Below are 17,072 nucleotides of genomic sequence, written 5' to 3'. Positions count from 1 at the left end.
ACCCTCCTCGACTTCCGAAGGACCCGCCATGACCACCTCCGCCAGCCCCACCAGCCCCGCAGCCACGACGCCGGGGCTACCCCGCCGGATGCGCGCCGCGGTCCTCGCGCGCCAGGGGGAGATGACGCTCGAGACCCTCCCGCTGCCCACGCTTGACCCCGACCAGGTCCTCGTGCAGGTCGCGGCCGTCGGCGTCTGCGGCAGCGACGTCCACTACTACGACCACGGACGCATCGGCCCCTACGTCGTGGACCACCCGCTCGTCCTGGGCCATGAGCTCTCCGGCCGCATCGTGGCGGTGGGCAGCAGCGTCGACCCGGAGCGCGTCGGCCGGCGCGTCGCCGTCGAGCCCCAGCGCCCGTGCCGAAAGTGCCCGCAGTGCCGGGCGGGGCGCTACAACCTCTGCCCCGACATCGAGTTCTACGCGACGCCGCCGGTCGACGGCGCCTTCGCCGAGTACGTGGCGATCCAGGACGACTTCGCGTTCGACATCCCGGATACCCTCAGCGACGAGGCGGCTGCGCTCATCGAGCCCCTCTCGGTGGGCCTCTGGGCCTGCGAGCGTGCCGGCATCCGACCGGGCAGCAGGGTCCTGATCGCCGGCGCCGGTCCCATCGGCGTCATCACGGCCCAGGCGGCGCGCGCCTTCGGCGCGGCCGAGGTCTACATCACCGATGTCGCCGAGGATCGACTGGCCTTCGCCCTCGGGCACGGGGCGACCCACGCGCTCAACGCCATGACCGAGAGCGCCGAGGGCCTCGACGTCGACGCGTTCATCGACGCCTCAGGCGCCGCGCCGGCTGTGCGCGCGGGCATCCGGGCCGTGGCTCCGGCGGGGAAGGTGATCCTCGTCGGGCTCGGTGCGGACGACGTCGAGTTGCCCGTCTCCTTCATCCAGAACCGTGAGATCTGGCTCTCGGGCGTCTTCCGCTATACCAATACCTGGCCGCTTGCGATCCAGCTCCTCGCCGACGGGAAGGTGGACCTCGACGTCCTGGTCACGGGCAGGTTCGCGCTGGCGCAGGCTGAGGAGGCGCTGAAGGCCGGCAAGCAGCCGGGCCAGCTCAAGGCGGTGGTCTACCCGGGTCGCTGACCCTCAGAGCTTGTTCTCCGATGTTCAGCGATATATCGTTAGGTATCGGTTCCGTCCGGAGCCGGGACATATCGATCCGCTTCAGGAGAACACCGTGTGCGAAAACGCGCGACACCATCATCATGAAGAAATGCACCATCACGACGGACCACGTCGCCCAGACGAGCGGGGCTTCGGTCCCGCCGGCCCCCGCGGCGGCATCCCCGGCTTCGCGCCCGGGGGCCCGGGCTTCCCCGGACACGGCTTCGGGCCCGGCGGCCATCATCCCGGCCACGGCTTCCCGCCGGGGTTCGGCCCCCGAGGGGGACGCCGCGCAAGCCGCGGGGACGTGCGGGCCATGGTCCTCTCGCTCCTCACCGAGCAGCCCCTCACCGGCTACGGCATCATCCAGGCCGCGAGCGCCAAGACGAACGGCATGTGGAAGCCGAGCCCCGGCTCGGTGTACCCGACGCTCGCCCAGCTCGTCGACGAGGAGCTCGTCGAGCAGGCGGGCGAGGGCAAGCGCACCGAGTACACCCTCACCGACGCCGGCCGCGCCTACGCCGCGGACCACGCAGAGGAGCTCACCAAGGCCTGGGACTCTGCCCCCGGAACGAGCGAGGCGACCGAGGCGTTCATAGAGAGCGTCGGCAAGTTCATGGGCGTCCTGCACCAGTTCCGCACGGCGGCGACGGACGCGCAGCGCACCCAGGCCGCCGCGAAGATCGATGAGGCCCGCAAGGCCCTGTACCTGATCCTCGCGGAATAGCGGAGTCGGGAGAAGCCATGTCAATGCACCCACCCGGGCGACCCGGCGCCGTCGTGCGCGGAGGGCGCATTGGAACCGGCGACGTGACCCTGCAGAAGAAGCTCAACGCCGAGGCGCCCAAGATCCCGCACCTTCTCGCGCGGATCGCCGAGCTGTTCCGCCCGCACCGCGGGGCGCTCGTGCTCACGGTGGTGCTGGTCCTCGCGGCGGCGGCGCTCTCGGTCGCCCCGCCGCTGCTGACCCAGCGCATCTTCGACCAGGGGCTCTTCCCGCCCACGGGCCGCCCCGACGTCCCCACCCTGGTGCAGCTCGTGGGGCTCATGGTCGGCGCGTACGTGCTCTCGGCCCTGCTGGGGGTGTGGCAGACGTACCTGACCTCGACGGTGGGCAACGAGGTCATGGGCGCGCTGCGCGTGCGGCTGTTCACGCACCTGCAGTCCATGGAGCTGAGCTTCTTCACCCGGACGAAGACCGGCGTGATCCAGTCGCGGCTGCAGAACGACGTCGGCGGGGTCGCCGGGGTGCTGTCGAATACGGTCTCCGGGGTGGTCGGCAACGTCGTGACCGTCATCGCGGCCTTCGTGGCCATGGTGGCGCTGAACTGGCAGCTGACCCTCATCGCCGTCGTGCTCATGCCGTTCCTCGTCGTCGCGCAGCGGCGCGTCGGGCAGGTCCGCGCCCGGATCGCGACGAAGACCCAAGAGTCCCTGTCCGACATGACCGCCATCACGCAGGAGTCCCTGAGCGTCTCGGGGATCCTGCTGTCGAAGAGCTTCAACCGCCAGCCGGACGAGATCGGCCGGTACTCGAAGGAGAACCGGAACCTGGTCCGGCTGCAGATCCGTCAGGCCATGAGCGGCCAGTACTTCTTCGCCCTCGTGACGATCTTCATGTCCTCGATCCCGGCGATCGTGTACCTCGTGGCGGGGTGGCTGCTGACCGGGAGCGTGGGGGCCGGTGCCCCGGCCGCGATCACCGCCGGCACGATCGTCGCGTTCACCAACGTCCAGGCGCGCCTGCTCTTCCCGCTCATCGCCCTCATGCGCGTGGCCCTCGACCTGCAGACCTCCGGCGCCTTGTTCGCGCGCATCTTCGAGTACCTCGACCTCAAGCCCGCCATCACCGACGCGCCCGACGCGGCCCCCCTCCCCGACGGCGCGCCGCGCCTGGGCGAGGTGGCGTTCGACGGCGTGACGTTCCGCTACCCCGACGCGCGCGGCGAGGAGCGGGCCACCTTGGAGGACGTGTCGTTCGCGATCGAGCCCGGTCAGTACGTCGCCTTCGTCGGGCCCAGCGGTGCCGGCAAGACGACGGTCTCCTACCTCATCCCGCGCTTCTACGAGGCGACCTCGGGGTCGGTGCGCTTCGCGGGCCGGGACGTGCGGGACATCGAGCGCGAGTCGCTGGTGAGCCATATCGGCGTCGTGAGCCAGGAGACGTACCTGTTCCACGCCTCGATCGCCGAGAACCTGCGGTACGCCAAGCCCGATGCGACGCTCGAGGAGCTCGAGGCCGCCTGCCGCGCGGCGAACATCCACGCCACGATCCAGTCCTTCCCGGACGGCTACGACACGGTGGTAGGGGAGCGGGGCTATCGGCTCTCCGGCGGGGAGAAGCAGCGGATCGCGATCGCACGCGTGCTGCTCAAGGACCCTGAGGTCCTCATCCTCGACGAGGCGACGAGCGCCCTCGACACCGTCTCCGAACGCCTCGTCCAGCGCGCCCTCGACGCCGCGGCCCACGGCCGGACCACGATCGCGATCGCGCACCGGCTCTCTACCGTGGTCGGCGCGGACGTGATCTACGTCGTCGACGGCGGGCGGATCGCCGAGCGCGGAACGCACGCCGATCTCCTCGCGGCCGGGGGCACGTACGCGGGGCTGTACGCCGAGCAGGCCGCGGCGCCGTCGCCGGCCCGGCAGGCCTGACGGCGGGCAGGTCCCCCGGCGCCTCGCCGCCCCGCGTTTCGGGTACGCCAATTTGGGTCGCCCCGCGTTTCGGGTACGCGAATTTGGGTCACCCCGCGTTTCGGGTACGCGAACTCGGCCAGGCCGGCTTTTCGGGTACGCCAACGTCGTCAGGGCGCCAGCGTGTGAGCATGGCGATGGGGTGAGACGGCTTGGGGCGAGGGAGATCGCCTCAGGGCGTCTCACACGCAAGAAGCCGTCGCAGCGCGGGTCATATCCTGTCTCAACAGCGACAAGCCGCCTCCTGACGTCGGCCGGGAACGCGCGCACGACGGCGCCGCGCACCCGCGTGGGTCGGCCACACGCCGTCGTGCGTACCCGAAAGGCTCTGGGGGCCGGAAGATCTGTACCCGAAAGGCTCTGGGGGCCGGAAGATCTGTACCCGAAACGACCCCGCCCGCCCAGCTGCGCCGCCCCGCCCCGCCCGGCCGCCCCGCCGCCCCGCCCTAGCCCCGCGAGAGCGGAATCATAGTGCCCGGATTGTCACTTCAACAAACGGGCGTGGGATGATGGGAAGGATGACTTCTCGCCCTGCCTCTCCCGACACCCGTCCCCAGGTCCTGCCCACGGCAGAGGGCTGGGAGCAGCAGCGCACCCCCGAGGGCCGGCCGCTGCTCCAGTTCGCGTCTCCGCGGGTCAAGCAGCCCCCGCAGCACCTCGCGGACCTCTCCCTCGAGGAACGCCAGGCCAAGCTCAAGGAGCTCGGCCTCCCGGCGTTCCGCGCCAAGCAGGTGAGCACCCACTACTTCCAGCACTGGACCACGGACCCGGCCGCGATGAGCGACCTCCCCAAGGCCGGCCGCGAGGACCTCGTCTCCGAGCTCTTCCCGCCGCTGCTGACCGAGGTCCGCCGCCTGAAGACCGACGACGGCAACACCATCAAGTTCCTCTGGCGCCTCTTCGACGGGGCGCTCGTCGAGTCCGTGCTCATGCGCTACCCGGGCCGCATCACCCTCTGCGTCTCGTCCCAGGCCGGCTGCGGCATGAACTGCCCGTTCTGCGCGACGGGCCAGGCGGGCCTGACCCGCAACATGTCCACCGCGGAGATCGTAGACCAGGTGGTCGCCGCGAACCGCATCATCGCCGCCGGCGAGCTCGGCGAGAAAGAGCACGCAGACGAGCGCGTCACCAACATCGTGTTCATGGGCATGGGCGAGCCGCTGGCCAACTACAAGCGCGTCATGAACGCGGTCCACCGCTTCGTCGACGCGGTCCCGATGGGCCTGGGCATGAGCGCCCGCAACATCACGGTCTCGACCGTGGGCCTCGTCCCGGCGATCCGCAAGCTCGCCGACGAGGACCTCCCCGTCACCTTCGCGCTCTCCCTCCACGCGCCCGACGACGAGCTCCGCGACGAGCTCATCCCCGTCAACAACCGCTGGAAGGTCGACGAGGCCCTCGACGCCGCGCACGACTACTACAAGAAGACCGGCCGCCGAGTGTCCATCGAGTACGCGCTCATCAAGGACATGAACGACCACGCCTGGCGCGCCGCCCTCCTCGCCAAGAAGCTCAACCAGCGTGGCCGCGGCTGGGTCCACGTGAACCCGATCCCGCTCAACCCGACCCCGGGCTCGATCTGGACCTCCTCCGAGCGCCCCGTGCAGCAGGAGTTCATTGAGACCCTGCGCGCGGCCGGCATCCCCACGACCCTGCGCGACACGCGCGGCAAGGAGATCGACGGCGCCTGCGGCCAGCTCGCCGCAGCGGAGTGAGCGCTTCCGAGATGACGCACGACGGCGCCGCGCGCCCGGGCGGGCGGCGCGCCGTCGTGCTTTCCCGGGTCCGGAGGTTCGTGCGCGAGCTGCTGTTCAGCATGGGCCCGCTCAGGAACGACCACCAGGTCGCCGTGCGCTGCGCGGTGGGCGTGTTCGTGCCGCTGATCACGCTCGTCGCGGTCAACCGGCTCGACCTCGCCATCTTCGCGAGCTTCGGCGCGTTCACGGGCATCTACGGCCGCAATGAGCCGCACCGCCAGCGGATCGTGACGCAGGTGCGGGCGGGGCTGCTCATGGTTGGCGTCCTGTTCGCGGCAACGGTCGGGGCCCGGCTGAGCCCGGGCGGAGCGATGGACCCGTGGGCGATCGTCGGGGCGACGACGCTGGTCGCGTGGGCGTGCTCCGTCGTCGTCGGGCTGTGGCGGCTGCGGCCCTCGGGCTCGCTCTTCCAGATCTTCGCGTTCGCGGCCGTCGCGTCGATGCCGCACCAGCCGCCGCTCGGGGAGGCCATGCTCGCCGCGGCGGGCTCGGCTGCCCTCAGCCTGGCCATCGGCGTGGCATCGCGCGTCCACCCATCGCGCCGGACCTCGTTCACCTGGGACGCCGTCCGCGCGGCGTGGCGCATCCGGCTCGGCGCCGAGGAGCGGAAGGTGCTGTGGCTCGAATCCCTCGGCTACCTCATCGCCGCCGGGATCGCCGGGACGCTCGCGACGATCGTCGGCCAGTCCCTCGGGTTCGGCCACAACTACTGGGCGATGGTCGCCGCGGTGGTCCCGCTCGTGGGGCATTCGACCCGGCACCGAGTGGACCGGGGCGTCCAGCGTATCCTCGGCACCGTGGTGGGGCTCGCGGTCCTCGCGGGGATCGTGGCGATCCGGCCGGCGGCGTGGCTCATGGTCGTGTTCATCGCGGCGTGCCAGTTCGGCGCCGAGATGCTGATCGCGCGCCAGTACTTCCTCGCCCAGGTGTGCGTGACGCCGCTCGCCCTCATGTCCACGCTGCTCGTGGCCCACGTCAACCCGCTGGACCTGCTGCACGACCGCTTCATCGACACCGTGATCGGCGCGATCGTGGGCGTCTTCGTGGTACTGGCCCCGAGCGTCTGGCGGCGCTGGATCCGGTGGCGCTCGCGGGCGGAGCAGCTGGAGTGGTAGGCCGTCCCCTCAGCTGACCGCGTGGATGCGCACGGGGTTCATCACGGGCTTGCCGTAGCAGATGGAGTCGTCGAGCTCCTGGTACGGGCCGAAGTTGGGGATGCGCCGATAGCCGGCCGCCTCGTAGAACATCTTCCCGTCCGGCTGGGCCGACCCAGCCTCGGCGAGCATGAGCGTCACGCCGGCGCCGTGGGCCTCCGCTTCGAGCGCGGTGAGGATCGAGGTCGCGATACCGGCCCCGCGCGCGTAGGGGAGGACATAGACGCGCTTGACCTCCGCCGTCGTGCGCTCGACCCACCGCAGCCCGCCGCAGCCGAGCGGCTGCCCGGTGGCTCGCTCGTAGGCGATGAGGAAGATCGCGACGTCCGCGGCCGACGGCGCGTCCCCTGCCTCGTGGTCTGCGTGACCCCAGCGCGAATCGAGCTCGGCCTGCTGCGCGGCGCGGAGGTCGCGGCCCACCGGGTTGCTCCACGGAACGCGCCGGATGATGAGCTTGGGGTGGGTCTGCATGACGCTCTCCTGACTCGAGGTGCCGCGAGGTATGCCTGAAACGGTAGTGAGCGCGTGTTTCGGGGCCGTGACGCAGACGTGATTTCTGGCGAACATGTGGCTACGCTCACTGCGGCGAGCCCACTGTCGGAAGGAACCCCCATGGAATACCGCAAGCTCGGCACCTCGGGCATGTACGTCTCGGAGATCGCCTACGGCAACTGGGTCACGCACGGCGATCAGATCGACCAAGAGACCGCGACCGCCTGCGTGCGGACGGCGCTGGACCTCGGCATCACGACCTTCGACACCGCCGATGCCTACGCCGGCACCCGCGCCGAGTCCGCGCTCGGGGAGGCACTGGCGGGGGTGCGCCGCGAGGGCCTCGAGATCTTCACCAAGGTCTACTTCCCCACGGGCGAGGGCAAGAACGACCGCGGCCTCTCCCGCAAGCACATCATGGAGTCCATCAACGGCTCCCTCCGCCGTCTCCGCACCGACTACGTGGACCTCTACCAGGCCCACCGGTACGACTACGAGACCCCGCTCGAGGAGACCATGCAGGCCTTCGCGGACATCGTCCACGCGGGCAAGGCGCATTACATCGGAGTCTCCGAGTGGACCCCGGACGAGATCCGCGCCGGCCACGAGCTTGCCACCGAGCTCAACATCCGGCTCGTCTCGAACCAGCCGCAGTACAACATGCTCTGGCGCGTGATCGAGGCGGAAGTCGTGCCGCTGTCCGAGGAACTCGGGCTCGGGCAGATCGTCTGGTCCCCGATCGCGCAGGGCGTCCTCACGGGCAAGTACCAGCCGGGCGCCCAGACCGCGCCGGCGGACTCCCGCTTCTCGACGGCCGAGGGCACCGTCAAGGCGGACCACCGGTACCTCCAGGACACCGTGCTCGAGCGGGTCCAGGCGCTGCGGCCGCTCGCCGAGGAGTCAGGCCTGTCCATGGCGGCATTCGCGGTGGCGTGGGTGCTGCAGAACAAGAACGTCTCGGCGGCGATCATCGGCGCGTCCAAGCCCGAGCAGATCAAGGACAATGTCACCGCTTCTGGGGTCGCCCTCGACCCGGCCCTCCTCGCGAAGGCGGACGAGGTCCTCGGGGACGTCGTCGAGCGCGACCCGTCCAAGGTCGAGTCGTTCCTGAAGCGGGCCTAGCCCCCTCCTGTCCGGCCTCGCTCACCCCCAGTCATCGACTGCTCCGTAAGTGTCGTTATAGGGCCCCAAAACGACACTTACGGAGCAGTCGATGGAAGGGGCGGACTAGGGGTCATCGGGGGAGGTCGCGCCGGGCGAGGTCCTTCTCGGCCGGCCCCTGGATGACAGTGCCGTCCAGGGCGAACCGCGACCCGTGGCAGGGGCAGTCCCACGTGGGCGCCTCGCCGTCGGCGCCCCGCCTGAACTCGACGACGCAGCGCAGGTGCGTGCACCGGGCGGAGAGCGCGTGGGGCGCGCCGGAGTCGTCGGCGTAGACGGCGGTCGCCTTCCCGTCCACGTCGAACACGGCGCCCTCTCGCGGTGCCAGCCGCGGGAGCCCGCGCCACGGCGGGAGGCGAGGCTCCGCCGTCGTGCTTTCGGCCTGGCGCGCGGGGGCGACCTCGCGCGTGCTGTCGAACAGCCCCGCCCACGGGCTCGCGCCGCCCGTGATCGCCTCCGCGACCACGAGCGCCGCAGCGGTGCCGTTCGTGAGGCCCCACTTCCGCAGGCCCGTGATGACGTACACGTGGCGCGCCTCCGGGGTGAGTGAACCGGCGAACGGCAGCCCGTCCGCGGGGAGCGTGTCCTGGGTGGACCAGCGGTAGGCCGGCGCGCCGCCGCCGAGGCGCTCCCGGGAGAACTCGGCAAGCCGGTCGAACCGCTCCGTGGAGCCGGCCCCGGGTGCCCCGCCGTCCCCGCCCACAGGATGGCCTTCGCCGCCCACGAGCACGTAGTCGGTCCCGCCCACCCGGGCGGACAGGATCGAGCGCATGGGCTCGTCGGCGCTGATGAACGTCGCGTCTTCCGGCAGGCTCCCGCCCGGTACGGGGCTCGCGACGATGTACGAACGGTGCAGCGTGAGCCGCTCGCGGTACCGGCCGCCGTCTCCCATCGGGACGTTGGTCGCAACCACGATGTCCCGCGCCCGCACCGTGCCGCGGTCCGTGACGGCCTCGGCGGGGGTGCCGTCGCGCAGCTCCGTCACCACGGTGCGTTCGACGACGACGCTGCCGCCGCCGTCCACGGCCCGCGCGAGTCCGCGGAGGTAGTTCACGGCGTGGATCTGGGCCTGGTGGTCGAAGCGGACGGCCCCCGCGGTGGGGAAGGGGAGGGGGACGTCGGCGGTGTACGACGCCGGCAGGCCGAGCCGGGCGGCGAGCTCGGCTTCGGCGCGGATCGCCGGGAGGTGCTCTGTGGACGCGGTGTAGGTGTAGTTGGCGACGCGGCGGAAGCCGCAGTCGATGTCCTCGGCCGCGACGGTCTTGGCAATGTGCTCGAGGGCGGCCTCGTTGGCCTGCCCGTAGGCCCGGGCCGCGTCCTCGCCGTGGTCCGCGGCAAGCGTGCCGTAGGCGAGGCGGTGCAGCGAGGTGACCTTGCCGGTCGTGTTCCCGGTGACACCGGTGCCGATCCGGGAGCCCTCGATCACGGCCACGGTGAGGCCCCGGCCCTTGAGCTCCAGCGCCGCCGTGAGCCCGGCGATGCCTCCGCCAATCACCGCGACGTCCACATCCAGGTCACCGTCCAGGCGCGGGTAGTCCGTCTCCTGCGCGGTGGCGATCCAGAGAGAGATGACCTTTGACTGCGCTGCGTCCGCCACGACTGCCTCCCGGAACCCCGCCTGTGTAAAATCGGGTTAGGCTATTTTAGATCGACGGCGAGCGTGGAGAGAAGGGGCCAATGCCAGAACACCACAGCCCGGAGGCGCCAGGCCCCGAAGTCCGCACCCACGTCCGAGTGCCGCTCGCGCTGCCCGACGGTTTCACAACGACCGCGGACGTGTTCACGTTCCGGCACCTCGCCGACCCTCTCGAGCACCTCCTGCTCGGGCTCGGCGACTGGGAAGGGGCCCTTGCGCAGGCGGCCGACGGCGGCGCGGCCCCCCTCGTGCGGCCGCACAGCGAGTGCCTCACGGGGGACGTCCTCGGGTCCCTGCGCTGCGACTGCGGGCACCAGCTCCGCGAGGCCGTCGAGCGGATCTCGGGCGAGGGCGGGTTCCTCCTCTACCTGCGGCAGGAGGGCCGCGGGATCGGGCTGTACGCGAAGCTCGACGCCTATGCCCTCCAGGACCAGGGCCTCGACACGTATGCCGCGAACCGTGCCCTCGGGCGCGGCGACGACGAGCGCGACTACCTCGTCGCCGCCCAGATGCTCGGCGCCGTCGGCGTGGAACGGATCCGGCTCCTCTCCAACAACCCCGACAAGGCCGCGCAGCTCGAGTCGTTCGGGATCGGGGTGTCCGAGCGCGTCCCGACCGGCGTGCACGTCTCCGCCAACAACGTCCGCTACCTCGAGGCGAAGCGCGACCACACCGCGCACACCCTCGACCTCGGTGGCCCGGGCCTGGCGGCGACGGACCTGACGGACCTCGACCCGACCGGGACGGACGTCGCGGGCCTCTGACCCCCAGGAGGTGACCCCCAGACGGGCGGAGGAACCTACTCGGCGGCGGCCTCCAGCGGGACGGTGCGGCCGCGGAAGAACTCGGGGTGCCGGCCCCGGACAGCCAGCATCACGAGGACACCGAGGGCCAGGATGCCCACGCCAACGATGAACACGAGCCCCACGCCGCCGATCTCGGAGCCGGAGCCGAACGCGGGGTCGATCGAGTCCACGGCGGTCTGCACGAACACTGCGGTGAGGCCGATCCCGCCCAGCAGCGGCAGCGCGAGCCGCATCACGGCGTGGCGGCCCGAGCCGAACCACGTCCGGCGGAAGTACCACACGCACGCGAACGCGGTGACGGCGTAGTAGAAGCAGACCATCATGCCGAGGGCCATGATCGTGTCGTTCAGGACGTTGTCGCTGAGCAGCCGCATGGCCACGTAGAACACGGCCGAGATGCCGCCGGCGAGCAGGACCGCGACCCGCGGGACGCCCTTGCTGTCCACGGCGCGGAGCCGGGCCGGCAGCGCATCGTAGAACGCCATCGCCTGGAGCGCGCGGGCTGGCCCGACCATCGTGGACTGCAGCGACGACGCCGAGGACGTCAGGACGGTGAGCGAGAGCAGGATCGCGAGCGGCCCCATGACCGGCCCCGCGAGCGCCGTCAGCATGTTCTCCGAGTTGTCCGGGTTGGCCAGGCCCAGGCCTTCCTGGCCGGGGCCGGCGAACATGAGGGAGGCGATGGTCGTGGCGAGGTAGATCGCGAGGATGACGGCGGCGGTGACCGTTGCGCCGACGCCTGCGGTGTGGTGGCCGCCCTTGGTCTCCTCGGCCATGGACAGGCACATGTCCCAGCCCCAGTACAGGAAGATGGACAGGCTCAGGGCCGCCGCGAGGGCGCCGCCGCTGGGGATCTGGGACGGGTCGAACCAGCTCCAGTCGAACGGGACGGAGGTTTCCGAGGCGCCCTCAATGGCCTTCTGCAAGGCCATCGCGGAGTACAGGAGCATGACGCCGACCTGGAATACGACGAGGACCATCTGGACGTTGCGCGTCGTCTCGAGTCCGCGGATGCTGACCCACAGGGCCACTGCCATGAACACGAGGCACGTGACGACGTTGACGAGCTTGTCCTGCGCGAGCTCGGCGATGGCCTCGTTGCCCGTGAGGTCGGCGACGAACCGGTAGAAGAAGTCGACGGCGACCCCGGCCAGGTTGGACAGGACGATGATGTTGGCGGCGAGGAAGCCCCACCCGCCCATCCAGCCGACCCAGGGCCCGAACGCCTTGGACGCCCAGGTGAACGTGGTGCCGGAGTCCGGGAGCGCTGCGTTGAGCTCCTTGTACGCCAGGGCCACCATGAACATCGGGATGAAGCCGATGAGCAGGACGATGGGCATCTGCGGGCCGACCTGGGCTGCGATGGGGCCGATGCTCGGGGCGATCGTGTATGCCGGGGCGACGGTGACGATGCCGAGGACGATGATCGAGAGCAGGCCCACCTGCCCGGCCTTGAGGCCCTTCTTCCCGACCTCGCCCGTGCCCGGCATGTTCTCCATGGTATTCAGGGCCATGTCAGATCCTTCCGCTCGTGCTGTGCCGTGGGCCGGTGGCCCGCGGCTGCTGCTGGGTGATGCAGTGGATCCCGCCCCCGCGGGAGAAGATGGCGCGGGCGTCGACGGCGGCGACGTGCCTCCCGCGGTAGGCGTCGGCGAGCATGCGGAGCGCCTTCTCGTCGTGCGGATCGTTGAACGAGCAGGCCACGAGCCCGCCGTTAAGGGCGACGTGGTTGATGTAGCTCCAGTCGACCCAGCCCTCGTCGTCGTGCAGCTGGGCCGGGGCGGGGACCTCGACGATGTCCCACGGCCTCCCGTCCACGGTGCGCGAGGCCCGGAGTGCCTCGAGGGCCTGGCCGGAGACCTGGTGGTCGGGGTGCTCGGGGTTGTACTGGACGTGGACCAGCAGCGTCCCCGGCCTGGGGATCGCCGCGACGAGGTCCACGTGGCCGCGCGTGCCGAAGCGCTCCGAATCCCGTGTGAGGCCTCGGGGAAGCCAGACCACGTGCCGGGCGCCGATGGTGCGCTCGAGCTCCGCCTCGACGCTTGCCTTGGTGGCGCCGGGGTTGCGGCCCGGGTCGAGCTGGACGGTCTCGGTGACCAGGACGGTGCCACGCCCGTCCACCTGGATCCCGCCGCCCTCGTTGACGAGCGCGCTCGGGATGACCTCGGCGCCGGCGGCCTCGCCGACGGCGCGGCCGATCGCGGCGTCGCGCTCCCAGCTGGCCCAGTCCTGGGCGCCCCAGCCGTTGAAGGTCCAGTCGACGGCGCCCAGGCGGGGGGCGCCGTCGTGCGCGCCGTCCTTGCCGGCGCCGAGGACGAAGCTCGGGCCGATGTCGCGCATCCAGGCATCGTCGAGCTCGGCCTCGAGAAGGTGGACGCTGCGGCCGAGATAGGCCTCGGCGATGGCGCGGTCCTCGGGGCGGACGACCATCGTGACCGGTTCGAAGCGGCGTGCGGCGCGGGCGACGGCGGCCCACGCCTCGCGCGCCTCGTGTGCGGACTCGTCGGTCTCGCCGAGGGTGTAGCCGCCGGACGGCCAGGCCATCCAGAGGCGTTCGTGCGGATCGGTCTCCGCGGGCATGAGCCAGCTCATGGGGGAGTCCCTTTCGAGAAGAGTGGGGGCCCTGGGTGAGGGCGATAAATGAATGAGGTTCGTTTATTAGAGCAGTGACGCAGGCCACGGTCAACCCCCGCTCCGGCCCCGCGCCGCCGCCCTTCGCGCGCAGTCCCCCTAGACTCCGAGGCATGGAGATCCCCGCCGCCGATGGGCCCGAGACCGCCGAGCCGCGCCGACGCGGGCGGCCCCCGCGGCCGGTCCTCTCGCGCGAGAAGATCACGACGGCGGCGCTCGCCGTCATCCGCCGGGCCGGCTACGAGGGGCTCACCATGGCGGCCCTCGCGCGCGAGCTGCGGACCGCGCCGTCGGCCCTCTACAACCATGTGAAGTCCAAGGACGAGGTCCTCAACTGGGTCCAGGACGACGTCAACGAGGCGATCGACACGTCCGGCTTCGAGGAGGGCCCGTGGGACCTTGCGCTCACGCGGTGGGCCCACTCCTACCGCGACGCGTTCGCCCGGCACTCGCCCCTGATCCCCGTGATCGCCGTCCTGCCGATCACCGGCGCCCCGAACACGCTGGCCATGTACGAGCGCGTCGCCGGCGGGCTCCGGACGGGGGGCTGGCCGGAGGACCTGGTCGTGGACGTGATCGTCGCGGTCGAGTCGTTCGTCCTGGGGTCCGCGATGGACGTCTCGGCCCCTGAATGGATCTTCGACGTCGGGGACCGCCGGGACCTCGCCCCGACCTTCGCAGACGCCGTTGCCGCCCGGCCCCGCCGGGGAGCGGCGGCCGCCGATGACGCGTTCGGACTCGGCCTCACCGCACTGGTCGCGGGGCTGCGCGGCACCCTCGCGGCGGTGCGCGCGACCCGCGCTTGACCCCACACGCCTGAAGGAGTGACTACTCGGCGGGTCGTACGGCAGGGGGTTGTGGGACTCAATTTAATGATCTACATTCATTTTGAGATCCCTCCCACACCCCTCCACCGTCGAAGGAAGCGCCATGTCCCAGCAGACCCCCGCAACGCAGACCCGTGAAGCCGTCGTCGTCGTCGTCGGCGCTGGCCCCGCCGGGCTCATGGCGGCCCGAACCCTCGTGAAGGAGGGCCAGCGCGTCGTCGTGCTCGAGGCCCGCGACCGGGTGGGGGGACGCACCTGGAGCGACACGGTCGAGGGGGCCTTCCTCGAGATCGGCGGCCAGTGGATCAGCCCGGACCAGACCGAGCTGCTCGGGCTCGTGGACGAGCTCGGCAAGGAGACGTTCCAGCGCTACCGCGAGGGGCAGAGCGTCTACATGGCGCCCGACGGGACGCGCACGGTCTATTCCGGGTCCGAGTTCCCGGTCTCGCCCGGCACCCTCGCGGAGGTCGAGCGGCTCACCGCGATCCTGGACCAGCTCGCCGCCGAGCTGGGCCCGGAGGAGCCGTGGGCGCACCCGAAGGCCCGCGAGCTCGACACGGTGAGCTTCGAGCAGTGGCTACGCGCCCAGTCGGCGAACGAGGAGGCCTGCAACCTCATCGGCCTCTTCATCGCCGGCGGCATGCTCACCAAGCCGGCGCACGCCTTCTCCGCGCTCCAGGCGGTGCTCATGGCCGCCTCGGCCGGCTCGTTCAGCAACCTCCTCGACGAGGACTTCATCCTCGACCGCCGCGTGGTGGGCGGGATGCAGTCCGTGAGCGAGGCGATGGCCGCCGAGCTCGGCGACGCCGTGGTCCTCGGCGCGCCCGTCCGCACGCTCAAGTGGAGCGATCAGGGAGTGGTCGCGACGGCCGACGGTGGGGCCTCCGGCCGCGTCGCCGTCACCGCGCGTCGGGCGATCCTCGCCGTCCCGCCGACCCTGTACTCCCGCATCTCCTACATCCCGGCGCTCCCGCGGCGCCAGCACCAGCTGCACCAGCACCTCTCGATGGGCCTGGTCATCAAGGTCCACGCCGTCTACCCCCGCCCCTTCTGGCGCGAGGCCAACCTCTCGGGAACCTGCTTCGGGGCGGGCCAGCTCGTCCAGGAGGTCTACGACAACACGAACCACCGGGACGACCGCGGGACGCTGGTCGGCTTCGTCTCCGACGAGAAGGCGGACGCAATGTTCCTGCTCTCACCCGAGGCGCGCAAGGCCGCAATCCTCGCCTCCATAGCGGACTACCTCGGCGAGGAGGCGCTCACGCCCGAGGTCTACTACGAGTCCGACTGGGGCTCGGAGGAGTGGACGCGCGGCGCGTACGCGGCGAGCTTCGACCTGGGCGGGCTGTCCCGCTACGGGGCCGACCAGCGCACGCCCGTCGGCCCGATCCACTGGGCCTGCTCCGATCTCGCGGCCGAGGGCTACCAGCATGTCGACGGCGCGCTGCGCATGGGGCGCCGGGCCGCGGCAGAGGTCATCGAGGCCCTGAGCCCCGCCCCCGCCCGTCTGAGGGTCACGTCCTGAGGGTCACGTCCTGAGGGTCACGTCCTGAGGGTCACGTCCTGGGGGTCACGTCTGATGTGACCCCCAGAACCTGACCCCCAGACGGCGGGCGGACGGCCTACTTGGCCTTCTTGAAGAGGTCGAGCTGCCCGAAGTGGTCCGCGAGCAGGTAGTAGACCGTCGGGCGCTGACGTCGGGATGTCCCCTTCATCTTGTCTCCGACGGACTGGATCGCGGCGTCGAGCGTCTCATCGTCCTCCGTGCGGCCCAGCTTCTTCTTCAGGAAGCCGTCGCGGATCCGGACCGTCTCGGACTTGTCGCCGAACGAGACGAGGGAGGCGTCAGCGCTCTGGAGCGAGATCCCGCAGTGCCGGATGATTCCCGCTGCGGCCTCATCGTCGGCGTTCGGCGCGAACTTCTTGATCTGCTCTGCCCAGTCAACAGCCATGTGGAGCTCCTTTGATCGCGGTCGCGGGCCAAAGCAGGCCCGTGGCCGTCACGGTACCGCTCCGCAGCCTCCACCGGCAGCTGCAGGCCAGAACAAGCCCGGACATCGAGGGAAAATGTCACCTCAGGACGGCCGCACGGCCCCAGCGATGCACCACCCGGCGCCCCGGCGCCTGTAGACGGGCTGGAGCCCGTGCCGGCGCACGACGTCGACCATCGCCTCGGGCGGGTGGACGAAGGCCCGGAAGCTGCCCGCACCGAGGGCGAGGAGGGCGTTCCCCATCGCGACCCACCAGCGGGTGAGGGGGTTCCGCGGCGGGTAGCTGAAGACGAGCGCCCGGCGGGCGTGGTCCGCTGCCGCCCCGAGGAGCCGCTCGTAGTCGGGGTAGCAGCACACCACGCGGTGGAGGATGACGACGTCTGCCGGCTCGACGGCGTCGGGCGTTTCGGCGAGGTCGACTCCCACGGTGCGGCGCACGCGTGCCGCGACCCCGGCCCGCGCGATGAGCCGCGCGGCGTCCGCCTCGTAGGCGCCCGAGAGCTCGAGGTTGGTGGTGCTGGCGGCGCCGCGCTTGAGCAGTTCGAGCTGGATCTCGCCGGCACCGCCGCCGACCTCAAGGACGGTTGCCTGCCCGAGGCCGCGGGGGAGGGACGCCTCGAGGAAGCCGACCATCCGCCTCTCGGTGGCGGTGAGGCCGCGGCGCTCGTAGCGCCGGGAGACGCTGCGGGAGAAGCGGGGGCTGAAGATCCGGCTGTAGCCGCCGTCGGGCTCGGGATCGCGGGCAGGATTCGTGGGACCGCAGCAGCCGGACATGGAACCAGTATGCAGTCGGTCCCGGGCGTTGACGC

At 71.1% G+C, this 17,072-nt stretch carries 15 protein-coding genes; 9 read left to right on the top strand and 6 right to left on the bottom strand.

Going from position 1 to position 17,072, the window contains the following annotated elements; genetic code table 11:
- Nucleotides 1-28: 28 nt before the first annotated feature.
- The 5 genes from ABD298_RS17775 to ABD298_RS17755 all read left to right on the top strand — a co-directional run bounded on the left by ABD298_RS17775 (nt 29) and on the right by ABD298_RS17755 (nt 6,680).
- The gene (locus ABD298_RS17775) at nt 29-1,093 is read left to right on the top strand and encodes an NAD(P)-dependent alcohol dehydrogenase (RefSeq protein WP_344301156.1); all 1,065 of its coding nucleotides are present in this window, start codon (nt 29-31) and stop codon (nt 1,091-1,093) included.
- A gap of 130 nt (nt 1,094-1,223) precedes the next feature.
- Nucleotides 1,224-1,841: a PadR family transcriptional regulator gene (locus ABD298_RS17770; protein ID WP_344301155.1), complete on the top strand. Its 618-nt coding sequence runs from the start codon at nt 1,224-1,226 to the stop codon at nt 1,839-1,841.
- A gap of 23 nt (nt 1,842-1,864) precedes the next feature.
- Nucleotides 1,865-3,769, top strand: coding sequence for an ABC transporter ATP-binding protein (locus ABD298_RS17765; RefSeq protein ID WP_425564497.1), 1,905 nt, complete (start codon nt 1,865-1,867; stop codon nt 3,767-3,769).
- 557 nt (nt 3,770-4,326) lie between these two features.
- A complete protein-coding gene (gene rlmN, locus ABD298_RS17760) occupies nt 4,327-5,523 on the top strand; it encodes a dual-specificity RNA methyltransferase RlmN (protein WP_344301151.1) in 1,197 nt (398 codons plus the stop codon).
- Nucleotides 5,520-6,680 (top strand): FUSC family protein, encoded by a 1,161-nt coding sequence (locus ABD298_RS17755; protein ID WP_425564486.1) that lies wholly within the window; start codon nt 5,520-5,522, stop codon nt 6,678-6,680. The genes rlmN and ABD298_RS17755 overlap by 4 nt, the downstream gene beginning before the upstream one ends.
- 9 nt (nt 6,681-6,689) lie before the next feature.
- Here ABD298_RS17755 and ABD298_RS17750 read toward each other — a convergent pair whose 3' ends face one another.
- Nucleotides 6,690-7,190, bottom strand: coding sequence for a GNAT family N-acetyltransferase (locus tag ABD298_RS17750; protein ID WP_344301150.1), 501 nt, complete (start codon nt 7,188-7,190; stop codon nt 6,690-6,692).
- Nucleotides 7,191-7,331: 141 nt separating this feature from the next.
- Between ABD298_RS17750 and ABD298_RS17745 the strand changes: the two genes are divergently transcribed.
- On the top strand, nt 7,332-8,333 hold the full coding sequence (locus ABD298_RS17745) for an aldo/keto reductase family protein (RefSeq protein ID WP_344301149.1): 1,002 nt from the start codon (nt 7,332-7,334) through the stop codon (nt 8,331-8,333).
- 112 nt (nt 8,334-8,445) lie between these two features.
- On the opposite strand, the gene ABD298_RS17740 is transcribed toward ABD298_RS17745, so the two are convergent.
- A complete protein-coding gene (locus ABD298_RS17740) occupies nt 8,446-9,969 on the bottom strand; it encodes an FAD-dependent oxidoreductase (RefSeq protein ID WP_344301148.1) in 1,524 nt (507 codons plus the stop codon).
- Between the two features lie 80 nt (nt 9,970-10,049).
- Between ABD298_RS17740 and ABD298_RS17735 the strand changes: the two genes are divergently transcribed.
- Entirely contained in the window at nt 10,050-10,772 is a 723-nt protein-coding gene (locus ABD298_RS17735; RefSeq protein WP_344301147.1) for a GTP cyclohydrolase II, read from the top strand.
- A 35-nt stretch (nt 10,773-10,807) separates the two neighbouring features.
- On the opposite strand, the gene ABD298_RS17730 is transcribed toward ABD298_RS17735, so the two are convergent.
- Together ABD298_RS17730 and ABD298_RS17725 are read right to left on the bottom strand one after the other, a co-directional pair.
- The gene (locus tag ABD298_RS17730) at nt 10,808-12,328 is read right to left on the bottom strand and encodes an APC family permease (RefSeq protein ID WP_344301145.1); all 1,521 of its coding nucleotides are present in this window, start codon (nt 12,326-12,328) and stop codon (nt 10,808-10,810) included.
- Between the two features lies 1 nt (nt 12,329).
- A complete protein-coding gene (locus ABD298_RS17725; RefSeq protein ID WP_344301143.1) occupies nt 12,330-13,406 on the bottom strand; it encodes an agmatine deiminase family protein in 1,077 nt (358 codons plus the stop codon).
- A 152-nt stretch (nt 13,407-13,558) separates the two neighbouring features.
- Between ABD298_RS17725 and ABD298_RS17720 the strand changes: the two genes are divergently transcribed.
- Together ABD298_RS17720 and ABD298_RS17715 are read left to right on the top strand one after the other, a co-directional pair.
- Nucleotides 13,559-14,251 (top strand): TetR/AcrR family transcriptional regulator, encoded by a 693-nt coding sequence (locus tag ABD298_RS17720; protein WP_344301142.1) that lies wholly within the window; start codon nt 13,559-13,561, stop codon nt 14,249-14,251.
- A 124-nt stretch (nt 14,252-14,375) separates the two neighbouring features.
- The gene (locus tag ABD298_RS17715; protein WP_344301141.1) at nt 14,376-15,797 is read left to right on the top strand and encodes a flavin monoamine oxidase family protein; all 1,422 of its coding nucleotides are present in this window, start codon (nt 14,376-14,378) and stop codon (nt 15,795-15,797) included.
- 97 nt (nt 15,798-15,894) lie between these two features.
- Here the strand turns inward: ABD298_RS17715 and ABD298_RS17710 are convergent, their stop codons facing one another.
- Together ABD298_RS17710 and ABD298_RS17705 are read right to left on the bottom strand one after the other, a co-directional pair.
- Nucleotides 15,895-16,224: a DUF2853 family protein gene (locus ABD298_RS17710; protein ID WP_344301140.1), complete on the bottom strand. Its 330-nt coding sequence runs from the start codon at nt 16,222-16,224 to the stop codon at nt 15,895-15,897.
- A gap of 123 nt (nt 16,225-16,347) precedes the next feature.
- Nucleotides 16,348-17,037 (bottom strand): class I SAM-dependent methyltransferase, encoded by a 690-nt coding sequence (locus ABD298_RS17705; RefSeq protein ID WP_344301139.1) that lies wholly within the window; start codon nt 17,035-17,037, stop codon nt 16,348-16,350.
- Nucleotides 17,038-17,072 lie beyond the last annotated feature (35 nt).

It is taken from the genome of Sinomonas flava (assembly GCF_039531875.1).
GTDB lineage: Bacteria > Actinomycetota > Actinomycetes > Actinomycetales > Micrococcaceae > Sinomonas > Sinomonas flava.
The sequence above is the reverse complement of the archived record's forward strand: the minus strand, read 5'-3'. Positions and strand labels throughout refer to the sequence as shown.

Bases quoted from the DNA above. Each gene is read 5' to 3' on its own strand.
- ABD298_RS17710 (WP_344301140.1), bottom strand. From the start codon at position 16,224: ATGGCTGTTGACTGGGCAGAGCAGATCAAGAAGTTCGCGCCGAACGCC.
- ABD298_RS17745 (WP_344301149.1), top strand. From the start codon at position 7,332: ATGGAATACCGCAAGCTCGGCACCTCGGGCATGTACGTCTCGGAGATC.
- ABD298_RS17775 (WP_344301156.1), top strand. From the start codon at position 29: ATGACCACCTCCGCCAGCCCCACCAGCCCCGCAGCCACGACGCCGGGG.
- rlmN (WP_344301151.1), top strand. From the start codon at position 4,327: ATGACTTCTCGCCCTGCCTCTCCCGACACCCGTCCCCAGGTCCTGCCC.
- ABD298_RS17715 (WP_344301141.1), top strand. From the start codon at position 14,376: ATGTCCCAGCAGACCCCCGCAACGCAGACCCGTGAAGCCGTCGTCGTC.
- ABD298_RS17765 (WP_425564497.1), top strand. From the start codon at position 1,865: ATGCACCCACCCGGGCGACCCGGCGCCGTCGTGCGCGGAGGGCGCATT.
- ABD298_RS17750 (WP_344301150.1), bottom strand. From the start codon at position 7,190: ATGCAGACCCACCCCAAGCTCATCATCCGGCGCGTTCCGTGGAGCAAC.
- ABD298_RS17705 (WP_344301139.1), bottom strand. From the start codon at position 17,037: ATGTCCGGCTGCTGCGGTCCCACGAATCCTGCCCGCGATCCCGAGCCC.
- ABD298_RS17725 (WP_344301143.1), bottom strand. From the start codon at position 13,406: ATGAGCTGGCTCATGCCCGCGGAGACCGATCCGCACGAACGCCTCTGG.
- ABD298_RS17735 (WP_344301147.1), top strand. From the start codon at position 10,050: ATGCCAGAACACCACAGCCCGGAGGCGCCAGGCCCCGAAGTCCGCACC.
- ABD298_RS17770 (WP_344301155.1), top strand. From the start codon at position 1,224: ATGCACCATCACGACGGACCACGTCGCCCAGACGAGCGGGGCTTCGGT.
- ABD298_RS17730 (WP_344301145.1), bottom strand. From the start codon at position 12,328: ATGGCCCTGAATACCATGGAGAACATGCCGGGCACGGGCGAGGTCGGG.
- ABD298_RS17720 (WP_344301142.1), top strand. From the start codon at position 13,559: ATGGAGATCCCCGCCGCCGATGGGCCCGAGACCGCCGAGCCGCGCCGA.